14 protein-coding genes and 1 tRNA gene are annotated in these 13,082 nt (G+C 66.3%); 10 read left to right on the top strand and 5 right to left on the bottom strand.

Annotation, left to right across the window (positions count from 1 at the left end; genetic code table 11):
- The 6 genes from ACH3VR_RS09130 to ACH3VR_RS09155 form a co-directional block, all read left to right on the top strand.
- The coding region (locus ACH3VR_RS09130; RefSeq protein WP_396640472.1) for an ROK family protein at positions 1–453 on the top strand (453 nt) is incomplete at its 5' end.
- A 314-nt stretch (positions 454–767) separates the two neighbouring features.
- Positions 768–1,139, top strand: coding sequence for an MFS transporter (locus tag ACH3VR_RS09135; protein WP_396640473.1), 372 nt, complete (start codon positions 768–770; stop codon positions 1,137–1,139).
- 53 nt (positions 1,140–1,192) lie between these two features.
- Positions 1,193–1,669: an MFS transporter gene (locus ACH3VR_RS09140; protein ID WP_396640474.1), complete on the top strand. Its 477-nt coding sequence runs from the start codon at positions 1,193–1,195 to the stop codon at positions 1,667–1,669.
- Positions 1,670–2,053: 384 nt separating this feature from the next.
- Positions 2,054–4,792 (top strand): AAA family ATPase, encoded by a 2,739-nt coding sequence (locus tag ACH3VR_RS09145; protein WP_396640475.1) that lies wholly within the window; start codon positions 2,054–2,056, stop codon positions 4,790–4,792.
- A 103-nt stretch (positions 4,793–4,895) separates the two neighbouring features.
- Entirely contained in the window at positions 4,896–5,552 is a 657-nt protein-coding gene (locus ACH3VR_RS09150; protein WP_396640476.1) for a hypothetical protein, read from the top strand.
- Positions 5,536–6,330, top strand: a complete 795-nt coding sequence (locus ACH3VR_RS09155) for a nucleotidyl transferase AbiEii/AbiGii toxin family protein (RefSeq protein ID WP_396640477.1) — start codon at positions 5,536–5,538, stop codon at positions 6,328–6,330. The genes ACH3VR_RS09150 and ACH3VR_RS09155 overlap by 17 nt, the downstream gene beginning before the upstream one ends.
- A 70-nt stretch (positions 6,331–6,400) precedes the next feature.
- Here the strand turns inward: ACH3VR_RS09155 and ACH3VR_RS09160 are convergent, their stop codons facing one another.
- Positions 6,401–6,658, bottom strand: coding sequence for a helix-turn-helix transcriptional regulator (locus ACH3VR_RS09160; protein WP_396640478.1), 258 nt, complete (start codon positions 6,656–6,658; stop codon positions 6,401–6,403).
- Positions 6,659–6,726: 68 nt separating this feature from the next.
- On the opposite strand from ACH3VR_RS09160, the gene ACH3VR_RS09165 reads away from it, so the two are divergent.
- The 3 genes from ACH3VR_RS09165 to ACH3VR_RS09175 all read left to right on the top strand — a co-directional run bounded on the left by ACH3VR_RS09165 (position 6,727) and on the right by ACH3VR_RS09175 (position 9,559).
- Positions 6,727–7,467, top strand: a complete 741-nt coding sequence (locus tag ACH3VR_RS09165) for a hypothetical protein (protein WP_396640479.1) — start codon at positions 6,727–6,729, stop codon at positions 7,465–7,467.
- Positions 7,454–8,602 carry a tyrosine-type recombinase/integrase gene (locus ACH3VR_RS09170; protein WP_396640480.1) on the top strand — a complete coding sequence of 383 codons (1,149 nt, stop codon included), beginning with the start codon at positions 7,454–7,456 and terminating at the stop codon, positions 8,600–8,602. The genes ACH3VR_RS09165 and ACH3VR_RS09170 overlap by 14 nt, the downstream gene beginning before the upstream one ends.
- A 333-nt stretch (positions 8,603–8,935) precedes the next feature.
- Positions 8,936–9,559: a 3'-5' exonuclease family protein gene (locus ACH3VR_RS09175; protein ID WP_396640481.1), complete on the top strand. Its 624-nt coding sequence runs from the start codon at positions 8,936–8,938 to the stop codon at positions 9,557–9,559.
- On the opposite strand, the gene ACH3VR_RS09180 is transcribed toward ACH3VR_RS09175, so the two are convergent.
- The 3 genes from ACH3VR_RS09180 to ACH3VR_RS09190 form a co-directional block, all read right to left on the bottom strand.
- On the bottom strand, positions 9,556–10,362 hold the full coding sequence (locus ACH3VR_RS09180) for a hypothetical protein (RefSeq protein ID WP_396640482.1): 807 nt from the start codon (positions 10,360–10,362) through the stop codon (positions 9,556–9,558). The two genes, ACH3VR_RS09175 and ACH3VR_RS09180, sit on opposite strands and share 4 nt — an antisense overlap.
- A complete protein-coding gene (locus ACH3VR_RS09185) occupies positions 10,340–10,891 on the bottom strand; it encodes a HipA domain-containing protein (protein ID WP_396640483.1) in 552 nt (183 codons plus the stop codon). Before ACH3VR_RS09185 ends, ACH3VR_RS09180 begins: the two co-directional genes overlap by 23 nt.
- 732 nt (positions 10,892–11,623) lie before the next feature.
- Positions 11,624–11,696 (bottom strand) — tRNA-Met (locus ACH3VR_RS09190).
- A gap of 145 nt (positions 11,697–11,841) precedes the next feature.
- Here ACH3VR_RS09190 and ACH3VR_RS09195 point away from each other — a divergent pair.
- On the top strand, positions 11,842–12,486 hold the full coding sequence (locus ACH3VR_RS09195; protein ID WP_396640484.1) for a DUF2461 domain-containing protein: 645 nt from the start codon (positions 11,842–11,844) through the stop codon (positions 12,484–12,486).
- A gap of 104 nt (positions 12,487–12,590) precedes the next feature.
- Here ACH3VR_RS09195 and ACH3VR_RS09200 read toward each other — a convergent pair whose 3' ends face one another.
- Positions 12,591–13,073, bottom strand: a complete 483-nt coding sequence (locus ACH3VR_RS09200) for a heme-degrading domain-containing protein (RefSeq protein ID WP_396640485.1) — start codon at positions 13,071–13,073, stop codon at positions 12,591–12,593.
- Between the last annotated feature and the right edge of the window lie 9 nt (positions 13,074–13,082).

Genomic DNA, 13,082 nt, shown 5'->3' on the forward strand with positions numbered 1-13,082 from the left:
CGCGACGGCCGCCCGTGCGGCTGCGGGCAGAACGGATGCCTCGAGCAGTATGCGTCCGGCCGCGCTCTGCAGCGCGAGGCCGACGACATCGCGAACACGCCCGGCCTCGGCGACGCCCTCGCCCAGGTGCGCGCCGAGAAGGGCAGCATCTCCGGGCCCGCCGTGTCTCGCCTCGTGCTGGCGGGCGACCCGGGCGCGCTGGAGGCGCTGCGCCGCGTGGCGACCGCACTCGGCGAGGCCTGCGGCGGCTTCCAGGCCGTGCTCGACCCGTCGCTGTTCGTCATCGGCGGCGGTGTCGCCGAGCTCGGCGAGGTGCTGCTCGAGCCCGTGCGCCTCGCGTACGAGACCGCGCTGCCCGGCTACGGCGACCGGCCCGTCGCGGAATTCGCGATCGCCCGCCTCGGAAACGACGCGGGCATCATCGGAGCCGCTGACCTCGCGGGCGGGGAGTAGCCGCAGACCTTTTGACCTGAAGGGCCACTCATCCTCGATTCGTCTGGGGCAGCAACGGCATGGAACGGAGGACAGTTGCACCTCGTTGTCCGGGTCAATGCGCTGCTCTGGGGACTGCAATTCGGATTGCTCAATCCGACACTCGCGCTCATCCTCGTCAAGCTCTTCGACGCGTCGACGGCTCAGGTCGGTTGGTCATTGGCGTTGTACAACGCAGGGGGCTCCTCGCAGCCCTCGTTGTTCCTGTCCTCGCCGACAGACTCAAGGACTACCTCCGACCGATGCTCGCGTGCGGGATCTCCACGCTGTGCCTCGTGATCTGCCTGACGTTCACGCAGTCCCTGCCGATCGCACTGGTGTTCCTCTTCGTGCTCGGCGGACCGGCCAGTTCGCGGATAGCCCTGCTGTTTGCTCACCTGCGCAGCTCAGGGGCGACTTCCCGGGAGATCGTGAATACGCGGGCGATGGTCTCGCTCTCGTGGGCGGCCGGTCCGCCGCTGGGCACGGCCCTCATCGGATTCGTCGGCCCGAAGTCGGTGCTCGGGGTCATCGAAGGAATTGCCGTCTCGAGCATCGCGACGGTTGTCCTCATGCTTCGTGGCCCGGCGCTGACGCGCAGCGCGAGTCATCCGGTCAGGGCCGAGCCGAAGGACCACCTGCCGCTCTCCCGGGGCTCATCGCCTTGATCATGATCGCCTTCGTCCTCCTCTTCGCAGGAAGCAATTCGGCAGTCTCTGTGATGACACTCTTCATCACCGGAGCAGTCGGACTCCCTGGTGTCTGGGCGGGCATCGCCCTCGGACTCGCAGCGGTGCTCGAGGTGCCGGCTCTGATGATGATGGGGCGACTCGGTGCGAGATTCTCGAGCCTTGCCCTCGTCGCGACCGGATGTATCGCGGGCGTCGTGTATTTCATCGCTGTGAGATTCGTGACCGAGCCTGTTCTGCTGCTCGCGCTCCAGCCCCTGAACGCCTGGCGCGTCGCCGCGATCGCGGGAATGGGGATCGCGCTCTTCCAGCAGATGATCCGTCAGCCCGGGCTCTCCACGGGCCTATTTCTAAATTCTCAGCGGGTCGGATCAGTGCTGGCGGGTCCTGTCATCGTGCTCGGAGCTGCGACCATCCTCAAAGAGCGCGGGATCTTCGTCGTGTGCGCGGTCCTGAGCGCGACCGCGCTCGTGATCATCCTCGCCGCCAGACGGCGACGCGCAAGATGATCAGGATCGAGGAGCTGTCCTCGCTGCGAGTGCGCGACGCGCGGGCAGGTCGCGTGCGGACTCTAGCGCGTTCGCACGGTGACAAGCGCGTCAAGCGTCAGGACGAAGGCTCGTCGGCGGCGTGCGCCACCGGCCCGCACAATGGCAGCCGCGCGCTTGCCCCGCAGCCGGATGGCGCTCCGCCCAGGGATCCACTGGCGTGCAAAGAAGGACTCGACGTCATGCCCGATGAGCGCGTCTTGAACGCACGTGCCGATCGCCTCCCGACCCACTCCCTGGCGAGGCCGCCCACGATGTTCCTCGCCGAGATCACCCCAACCCAAAGAGCAATGCACGTAGGCACCATGCCTGGTGGTGACACGACTAGGCATGTATCCTGTCGGCATGCGTGGTGGACTGCGCAGCTGGAAACGGGGCGTCGGCGGACGCGGCATCCGGAATGCCATGTCCTACGCGTTCGACGGAACATGCGACGCTCAGCGGGCGCCGTCAACCGGTGCAGCAGCGGTTCTGAGCTATAGCGGCGACGCGGCAGTCGCGCGGTTCACAGTCGTTGGCGGTCTGATCGCGCGTGACACGCTCGACTCCGGCCAACTTCGTCTGTGGATCGAAGGAGCCAACCCGCATACGGGGACGCAGCGCGGCAGGCCGCACTGCACCGACAACTCCGACCCGCTTCTCGACGGCACGGTCAACTTCCCGAAGTCGTACAGCATCGCGGCACTGCTCGACCCGGATATCGCTGGCGAGTTCGAAGCACTCCAAGACCGCATGCGGGATCGGACGATCGCGCTCTGGCAGCGTGAGCTCAACGCGCGTCGAGGTCACGGCGGCAGCATCCGTGAAGACATCGCAAGGCTCGAGGTCGTCGTACTGCAGCATCGTCGGTCGCGGTCGCTCGATCCGCACATCCACCGCCACCTGTGGCTGAACATGAAGGTGCAGGGCGCTGACGGCAAGTGGTCGAGCCTCGACTCGCGCGTGGCCATGAAATTCCACACCGTCGTCAATGCCGAAGGCGAGCTCGCTGCGCGCACCGATCCGCAGTGGATCGCTGCTCTGGCCGCGCACGGATACACGCTCGATGAGGACGGCGAGATCGAGCAGCTCACGCACGTCGTGCGCCCGCTCTCGCGGCGCTCGAACAAGATCGAGGCCAACCGGATGCGCCTGATAGCCCTATGGCGTGGCGAGCACCCCGGCCGCGAGCCGGGCGCCGACGACCTGCGCCACATCGACGCGCTCGCGTGGGCGCAGGGGCGCCCCGGCAAGCCGGCGCACGTCGATGAGATCGAGTGGGAGAACCGGGTGCGCGCCGAGCTCGCCGAAATCGACCCGCTCCTGCTCGGACATCGCAGCCCGGCCCGCCTCGAGCCGGCATCGCTCGCCGAACTCGACCGCGAGCTTCTCGCACAGATCGCGGTCGTGGATGCCGATGCTCGGTCGATCGCGAGCAGCGGCCGCTTCTCCGCGTGGGACGTTCGCGCAGGTGCCATCCGCGCTGTGTCCCGAACTGGTCTGAGCATCGATCGAGCGCTGCTCGATGAACTGATCGACGATGTGATCGAGCGGGCACTCGCGGACACGATCGACCTCGTGCCAGACGACGCGAGCAAGCCGCCGCACATCAAGGCGCTCATGGCATCGCAGACGGTGTTGCTCAAACTCCGCGTCGATAACCGGTTCGCGCGCCTCGCAGCGCCCGGCGCGCTGCCGCAACACGAGCAGATGCACGAGCTCGCGCGTCGACACGAAGACATGCTGGACGACGCGCAGCTGGCCGCGGCATCCGCCATCGCCGGCACCAGTCGACTCGTCTCGATCACCGGCCCCGCCGGATCGGGCAAGACGACGCTGCTCCGCGTCGCGCGCGATGCACTCGCAGCGCAACGTCGATCGGTCGTCTTCGTCGCACCCACCAAGAAGGCAGCCGTCGTCGCCGAGCGCGAAGTGGGTGCCGCCGCCTCGAGTCTGCATGCGCTGCTCGCGGACTACGGCTGGCGGTGGGGCGAGGATGCGGCTGGCGCCCAACGCTGGTCGCGCCTGAGCTATGGCGAGATCGACGAATCGACAGGCCGTCGATATGTCGGGCCACAGCGGTTCTCACTGAGTCGCGGAGATCGGATCGTCGTCGACGAGGCCGGCATGGTCGACTTGCAGACCGCGGACGCCCTCGGAGCTGTGCTCGATGAGACGGGCGCGGGGATTGCGATGATCGGCGATCCGCGGCAAGCCGCGCCGGTCGGTCATGCCGGCGCGATGGCCCTGCTCACCCGCCACGCGGACCACGTCGTCGAGCTCCGTTCCGTGCATCGCTTCGCCGATCCGACCTACGGCGAGCTCACGCTGCGGCTGCGACGCGTGTCGACATCGGCCGACGCTCTGGCGGTTGCCGAGGAGCTCGAGGTCGGTGGTCACGTTGCACAAGTCGCGAGTGCGGATGCCGCGCACGATGCGATGGTCGACGCGTGGTTCGAGCGGACTCGTCGTGGGGAACATGTCGCCCTCGTCGTCGCAACGAACGATGATGCCGATGCGATCAGCGAGGCGATCCAGCAACGCCGCCTCGAGGTCCGCGAACTGGGGGCGGATGCCGTCGCGCTCGGTCGCCGCGGACAGCGCATGCTCGTCGGCGACATCATTCAGACGCGGCGCAATGACCGCGCGGCCGATGTGCAGAACCGTGCAATGTGGGTCATCACCGGCATCGACGATGATCGGATCGCGCTGACGAACCTCTCCGACTCCACGGAGCGGCGAACGATCCGCACCGACTATGCGGCTGAGGATGCGCATCTCGCTTACGCCTCGACCGTGCACGGCATCCAAGGGGAGACGGTCGACGCCTCTATCGTCGGTCCGGGCGTCGACGCGGCGGGCCTCTATGTCGGGCTCACGCGGGGTCGCCGATGGAACGAGGCGATCGTGGTTGCTGGATCGGCCGATGCTGCGCGTGTCGAGCTGGCGGATGCGATGCGGCGCGGCATCCCGGAGCCGACGATCGAGGACTCCCGGCGAGCCGCCCAGATCGACCTCAGTCGGGCCGCGCGACGGGCCGTCGCGCCGGAGTGGACGGGGCCTGCGGTGCGGCCGAGCGTTGGTCGGGGAGGGTTGGGGCTGTAGCTGGGCGCGCTCGTAGTAGGGCGCGCCGGGTCTGTCGGTTCGGAATAAACAACACAGAAATACACCCAGAGTGTATATTTCTATGTGTTGGGAGGTGAGCGCGATGGCCGGGGACATCGATCTGCTTCGCGCGGTCGAACGAGCGCCCCTCCGCACCGTGCGCCTGAAGGATCTCGAGGGCTACACGGCGCTCCCGTGGCGTGTCGTGAACCAGCTTGTCGAGCGTGGCGCGCTCATTCGCCTGACCCACGGCATCTACACGGCGCCGCCCGACGGCGCTGACGGCCGTAGGTGGAAGCCGCCCCTTGAGCCGGCAGGTCTGGCCGTCGCCGCGGCGCGGTTCGGCCACCGCAACGTCGCGCTCACAGGGATCGGCGCTGCCAGACATTGGGCGGCGATCCCGCGCGCGATCGGCGTCACGACCGTCGCGGTCCAGGGGCGCAACTACGTCCCGGTGACACTCGATGCCGGCGGCATCATCCACCTCGTGGGGCGAGACCTCGAGCGCCTCGACCTCGTGCTCGAGCGGACTGCGCTGGGGCCTGGACTGGTCACGACCCCGCCGCAGACGCTCTACGACTTGTTGACGCGGCCGGCCCAGGGAGGGCTCCCCGCTGAAGCGGCCGCGGCCGCCGAGAATCTGGCGGCGCGAGTTGCCTCCGACGAACTCGCGCGCATCGCAAAGGCTGCTGGACGCGCGAATCTCGCCGTGCGGCAGATGATCGATCAGCTCGAGGAGCGCCATGTCGCAGCGGGATGATGCGAAGAACGAAACCCGTGTTTCAGGAGTGCTCGACGCGGCCGAACGATTGGACACCGAGGCCAAGTTCGGAGTCGACTCCGATCAGGTCATCCGTGACCACGTCATTTCGCATGCACTGGCCGCCATCGCGCGCGTCGGGACCGACGACGTCGTCTTCTTCGGTGGGACGGCACTGTCGAGGACTCACCTCACCGACCTCCGCCTGTCGGAAGACATCGACCTCATCGCGCTGGGCGAGCGCCGCGCGATCGGTGATCGGATCGAGTCTGAGCTCGGGAGGCAGCTCCAGCGGACATTGGGGGCGGTGACCTTCACGCCGCGACTTCGCCAGGCACGGCATCCCGAACCGTCCGTCCTGCAGGTCGGCGACGTACGAGTGCAGATCCAGCTGCTCTCGACCGAGGGATATCCCGCGTGGCCGACCGAGGTAGTCGAGATCGAGCAAAGATACAGTGACGCGCCGTCGGCAGAACTGAGAGTGCTTACGGGCGCAGCATTCGTCGCGTCGAAGCTGTCGGCGTGGAGCGATCGCCGCGCACCGCGCGACCTTTACGACCTCTGGGCAATGGGGGAGGCGGGGATGATCAATGGCGACGCCGTCGCGCTCTTCGGCCGACTGGGAACGCACACCAGTGCAGCGAAGGTGCCGTTCGAGCGCATCCCGTCCGATTCAGAGTGGCGAACTGCCCTCGGACATCAGGGGATCATCCGGGTTGGTCCGCAGGATGCTGCGGAGGCGGTCCGTGCGGCGCTGGAGGCCTCGCTCGCGCGCTGAATCCGCTCCACGGTTGGTGGCAATGGCTCGGCGGCAGCTCGAGAGGTCTTGAGTAGCGCGCTCGAAGCCGTCAGCGGTGCACGGGGAAGCGCGACTCGCTCAGCGGGTGGTCGGTGCGGTCGTGGGCGCAGCTTTCCATCCACGCGAGGATGACCGACCGCCGGTAGAGGATGGTCTTCGCAGACAGGCGGTAGTAGACCGGACCGCCGCCCTTGTACCTCAGCTGGGCGAGGTTGGCCTTGGTCATGTGCATTAATGAGGCGGCCTGGTCGAGATCAAGCCATTCGTCATCGGCATCCATCTCGACCTTCTTGCGTCGCAGTGTCATTGATACGCACACGATAGATCCATTGCGTACCCATGTCAATGGCGCGCATTCTGTGCCATCATCGACGCGTGGACAGGCGAATCCAGAAAGCCCAGATCTCCGCATCGGGCGCAAGCATCATCGTGCCGCCGGGGATCAAACTGAAGCCCACCGTGCGCGGACAGATCCTTGTCGGCAATGAGGGCGCCGGAGCGTTGGAGGGCGAGCAAGAGGTCCTCGTCACGTTTCGGATCGAGTACGTCGAGTCGACGGGCGCCTTCGAGGTGGCGGCGTTCGGTGTCGATCGTCTGGACAACGCCCTCGAGATCTCAGGTGCCTTCTTCCGCACGGTTCGCGTTCACGCGATCGCCAATGCCGGCATCCTTGCGGCCCTGCCTGCCTGGGCGTTTGAGCTCGCGCAACTCCGCCATCTCCGATTCCGCGGCGGGCTTCGCAGCTTTCCCGACTTCCGCCCGACGGACGATGAGGCTCTTCTCCTCACCGGTCTCATCTACCGGATCGCGGAGATCTCGGGAGACAACCCCGCGCTCGCCGTCGCCGATGCCATCGGGCTGAAGCAGCGAACGGCGACGAACTGGATCCAGCGAGCCCGCGTCGCGGGGTACATGACGAGCACCGAGCATGGGGCGGCGGCACGACGGCTCGCAAAGGTCATCTACCCGTTCTGGAGTCAGCATGGTCGCGAGGAATGGGAAGCGAGTTTGGCTGCCGCGGGCATAACTCAAGACGACGTTCGAGCGATCGTCGAGCGGGAGATCGCCCGGATGGCACAGGAGGCGGACGGAGGAGGGGCAGATGGGTACGGTTGAGGCATACGAGACCGCGCGCGGCAAGCGATACCGCGTGCGCTACCGCACGCCCGACCATCGGCAGACCGACAAGCGGGGCTTCCGGACCAAGCGCGAGGCGGATCTCTTCCTCGCGACGATCGAGGTGTCGAAGGCGACCGGAGAGTACATCGAGCCGTCTCGAGCGCGCACGACGATCGCCGAGCTCGGGCCCGGCTGGCTCGAATCGAAGCGCTCACGGCTGAAGCCCTCGAGCTACCGAGCGATCGAGGACGCGTGGCGCGTCTACGTCATGCCCCGGTGGGGCGCGACGCCCGTCTCGGCGATCACGCACAGCGACGTCCGCACGTGGGTTTCGCAACTCGCCGCCGGCACCGCCAAGACGAACCGACGCGACAGCGTCCGCACCCGCGGCCAGGCCGATCGTAAGAAGAGTGCGACCGTCGTGATCCGGGCGCACGGGGTGCTGGCATCCGTCCTCGACATCGCTGTCAAGGACCGTCGCATCTCATACAACCCGGCGCGCGGTGTCGACAACCTGCCGCGCAAGCACCGCAAGGCGCATCAGTACCTCAGTCATGAGGAGGTCGAGCGGCTCGCCGTCGCCGCGGGCGAATTCTCGACGCTCGTGTACCTCGCCGCCTACACCGGTCTGCGGTGGGGAGAGCTCACCGCGCTCCGGGTGCGTGACGTGGATGCGTTGCGCCGACGTCTCGCGGTGAACGAGAACGCTGTGCGGGTCGGCTCCGAGATCCACGTCGGCTCGCCCAAGACGCACGAAGTGCGGTCGGTGCCCTACCCGGAGTTTCTCGAGCTGCCGATCGCGAAGCTCTGCGAGGGGAAGGCGCGCGACGGTCTGCTATTCGGCGACGGCCAGGAGTACCTCGGTCGCCCGCGTTCTTCCGGAGCGTCGCGGTCCTGGTTTATGACAGCACTGGATGCCGCGGGCCTCGACCGCATGACCGTGCACGACCTGCGACACACCGCAGCCTCGCTCGCGATCAGCTCCGGCGCGAACGTAAAGGCAGTGCAGCGGATGCTGGGCCACGCGTCCGCCGCGATGACCCTCGACGTCTACGCCGACCTGTTCGACGACGATCTCGACACTGTGTCTGCCTCGCTGAACGAGGCGCGGACCGTGGCGATCGCGCGGTGATGCCGAGAACTGGTCAGCGGTAGGTCCGTCTCGTGCTGGGCACGCGATTTCGTACAAATCGGACGAGGACGTCGGCGAATACGGCGAAGAGTGCGTGCCGAACAAAGATTCACTCCACGAACTGATTGATGAGTGTGACCCTCCTCCTCACGCGGGAGCGATGACCGTCGCGTTCTCAAGCCGCACCACCCAAAGCTCGTCGAACTGCTTGACAGATCAGCAGCTCCCCACCTGACCGAGCCGCGACAGAGGTGGGCGAACTCTGGCCAGTCTTCCGCACGCACCTCGTCCAAGCGGGAGTTTGGAGTTCGCGTTGGCCGTAGTCTGACTCCCGTGACGCTAGTAACCGTTGTAAGCGGCGACTTGCCGCAGGCTGCTGCTGATGCCTTCGTCCGTGACGGCATCGTGGCCATTGATACGGAAACGAGCGGCCTGGACTGGCGAACTGCCGAGCTCCAGCTCTGCCAGCTCTACTCGGAGCCGACTGGCGCGGTTCTGGTCAGAGATGTGCGTTCCTACCCCCGACAGCTAGCCCGAGTCCTCCGCTCGGAAGAAGTGCTGAAAGCCTTCCACTTTGCGCCATTCGATCTACGGTTCATTGCTTCTAAGTGGGGGATCGATGTGGTGCGTCTGGCCTGTACAAAGGCGGCTTCGAAGCTACTCGATCCAGAGCTTCCCGCCGACGCGCACACCCTCGAAAGCATCAGCAACCGCTACTTGCAGGTCAGTTTGTCCAAGGGCTCTGTGCGGACGAGCGATTGGGGAGCTGCGGAGTTGACCGCAGAACAGCTGTCTTACGCGGTCGCGGATGTGGAGCATCTTCCTGCGCTTTTGCAGCAGGTCGAGTCACGGCTCCGTTCTGCCGGGAAGTACGGGACTTGGCGCGCCGTGTGCGACTACATGCCCATCGCCGCACGACTCGCCGTTGATGGTGTTCCCGATCCACTCGTCTACTAGATCGCGTTCCAATCTCCGGCCGGGTCGAATGTGAAACCCGAGGGAGCCGCCGCATTGAGTTCGAGTACGAGCCGCAAATGTGATGGAGATTCTGGGCCGTTCCTCCGAACGACGGACAGCTCAACGGGGCGTGATGAGAGCAGACGTCGGAATGCAGGAGCTAGGAGCCGCGGTACCCAGCCGATCGGCGTCCCGGAGGCGGTGACCAGTGCCGCCTGTGAGTCGACTTTATTTGCCTCCTCCGCGACGACGCTGACGATGTCGCCCGGGGCCAGGGATTGGAGCGCGTGCTCATGGTTTTCCTCGCTGGTAACCAAGGTGTGGCCAGCGATCACCGCGACGTGCCCGGGAATATGACGAACACCGTTGGCGAAGAATCGAGCACGCGCGTATCCGCCTCGAACGACCGGCATTTCCATGAACTGCAAGGTATCGCCGGCGCGCCCACCACCAGATTCGAGGATCTGCTCCCAGGGGGTCGCATCTGCCGCGCTAAGGCCGAGGGTCCCGACGTAAGCAGCGAAGTCTGGCCTGGTGGGCTCCATTACCCGTTGACGGAAGATTGCGGGGAGCAGGGCGCTATCTGTGTGCTGTCCGAGCATGCCCAAGCCGGAGAGGGCGCGGAAGCCTTCAATCCTGGACGCTGCCACTGTGTAATCAAATCCGTAAGTCGTCCCGTTGAAGGAGAGGCGACCGACGGGCAAGATCTCGCGAGAAAGCGGATGCTGCCAGAGAACAAGCAACTCCTGGGCGGGTGGGTCCACGGACGATGCCGACGCCTCAAGCAGCGTGTGCGATGGCATCTCGAATCCTCTCCTCGTTGCAGGTAAGCAGTGCATCCGCGAATCTACTCGCGGCGTCCGACATCTCTGGAAGAGCATTAGCCACCAGCGACCGGCGTACAGCGCTGAGATCGAGACCGGCGACCTGGTCAGTCCAGTATCGCCGAGCGGCGGGCCTGCAGCGTGCGAGCGCGCCGATGGCGAAGTCGACGAGGGATAGCGGCTTGCCCTCGTTCTCGAATCGCCCAGCACGGCCATTGCGTGCCCAGCCCGCGACGCCTGCGGGCGTGTTGAGACATTCTTCACGCTTGCCGTCAAGCAGATTGAATCCCAAGCTGCTTGCGTGGTCGTATGAGGGGGCAAGTCGCTCCGGCTGATCCGTAAGTTGCGGAGTCAGGACCGCCCAGTTCTGTTCGTGACGATCTTGGTTCGCGATCAACGCGTCGAACAGAAGGTACCCGACGAAGACGTCGAAGCCGTCGAGTGCACTCGGCCCGGTGAACTCGATAGGGGCTGCGACGTCCCGTAATGCGACCTGGATGTTCTCCACGGTGTGTCCTGGCCGCCTCACTCCTGGTCGGGTCGGGTCCACGCCCGCAACCCCATTGCGGTGTGGAGCATAACCACGGACATCTGGAGAGCGCTCGAGAACGACACCCCCCTCGTTCAGATCGATTCCCTCGCGTCGAATGTTCCGCGACAAAGATCCACGCCGACCATTGCGGAGACATAACCGCGTCGGAGCACAGGGAACCCCGAAGGATGCGCCGATCTGGGTGCTGATGACCTCAGCCCAGTCCTCTCCCTGTTCAACGCCGTGCTCAGGGATGACCGTGTCTTTGTGAAACCATCGAACGGCTGCGTCCGCGGGGTCCTGGAGCCATCGGCCAGGGGATGATCCGCTCTGTTCGATACCGACCTTGGTCCATTCGGAGACGTCGATTCGCAAGTAGGGGTCATCAAGCCCCGACTGTCGCTCAGCGCCCCCAGTTTCGCGCTCGCCCACTCCCGAAGCGTACTAACTACGAGCGGCGCGATTCCGACCAATGACGGCGGGGCCTGTCGAATGCTCGCTTCGCCAGACCGCGGTGCCGAAACGGGACTCGCCCTTCAGTGCCCCGGTCCAACCGAGCAGTCCTGTTCTTGACTCGATTGAGAAGCCGCCCGCGCGTGCCATCGCAACGCCAAAGTGTGGGCAAAGTGTGGGCAAAACCATGTCACAGCTAGGCAATGAACCCCGCGATCCCTTGAAAACATTGGGATCGCGGCCCCTCAAGATTAGACGCGACGGCGGGAGTCGAACCCGCAACTCAGCCGGATATGAGCCGGTGACCGGGACCGCCCGGATCGCCGCGATGACCCCACGCTAACGCGCACCGGGCGAGGAGCGAACCAGCGTTAACTGAGGTTTCACTGTGAGTCGGAGTGTGGCGTGCGGAGGGGTCATCAGCGTCGGCCCGAGGCCTCGCCCGAGACCATGGACGGGGGCATGATGTGCACATGACCCAGAGTCACGTTTCATCGGGCTTCGAGGGATGGCCGCCGGCGGCCCTCGAGTTCTATCGGGGACTCGAGGCGGACAACTCGAAGGCCTACTTCACGGCCCACCGCGCGGTCTACGACGACGCGGTGGCCGGTCCCGCCCTCGCGCTGCTCGACGAGCTTGCACCCGAGTATGGCGAGGGCAAGATCTTCCGGCCCCACCGCGATGTCAGGTTCAGTGCCGACAAGTCTCCCTACAAGACCTCGCTCGGCGTGATGATCGGGTCGAGCGGCTTCGTCCATCTCGACGCCGATCGGCTCATGGTCGGGACCGGTCGGTACGACATGAGCCCGGCGGAGCTCACGGCATATCGTGGCGCCGTCGACGCGCCGGCATCCGGCGAGGAACTGCAGGGGATCGCCGACGAGCTGCGTGCAGACGGTTTCCGGATCGGGGGGCACGACGCTGTCGCCACCGTGCCGCGGGGGTTCGACCGTGCGCACCCGCGAGCGGAGCTCCTGCGGTTGAAGGGCATCGCGGCCACACGAACCTGGCCCGCCGACGAGCCGTGGGTTGCCACGGCAGAGGCGAAGGACCGCATCGTCGAGGCGATCGAGCGGGCGGCGCCGCTGCGGGCGTGGCTGTCCCGCCACCTGACCTGAGGAGACGCCACCGACCCGTGCACAACGGCGGGGATTTCCGCTGACACGCCAAGCAGGCCGGGCGCGCCGCGCAGAATCCCCGCAGCTGTGCCCCGCGGCGAGGCTCAGCCCATCTCGGCCCGCAGCGCCCGGAGGTGCTCGACGACGAGCGCGTGGTCGTCTTCCTGCGGCAGGCCCGACACCCCGACCGTGCCGACGACGCCGACGCCCGCGATCGTGATGGGGAAGACGCCTCCGTGGGCCGCATACAGAGAGGTGTCCAAGCGCCCATGCAGGTCGAAGTCGCTGCCGCGGGCCTTGAACGTCAGGCCCACCCCGTACGACGAGCGGCCGTAGCGGCGGGCGACGCGCGACTTGCGTTCGAGCCAGCCGTCGTTGTCGGCGCTCGACCCCGGCAGCGCCGTGTGGAAGACGCGCGCCTCGCCGAGGGAGATCCCGATGACGACCGGGAGCTTGCGCTCGACGGCAGTCGCGCGCAAGGCCGATCCGAGACGCCACGCGTCGTCGAGGTCGAAGCGCGGCAGCACGAGCTCGCGCTCCTCCGACTCGACACGGGCGAGGGTCTCGGCGACGCTTTGTTCTGTCATATCCCCGAG

The organism is Microbacterium alkaliflavum (assembly GCF_044325405.1).
GTDB lineage: Bacteria > Actinomycetota > Actinomycetes > Actinomycetales > Microbacteriaceae > Microbacterium > Microbacterium alkaliflavum.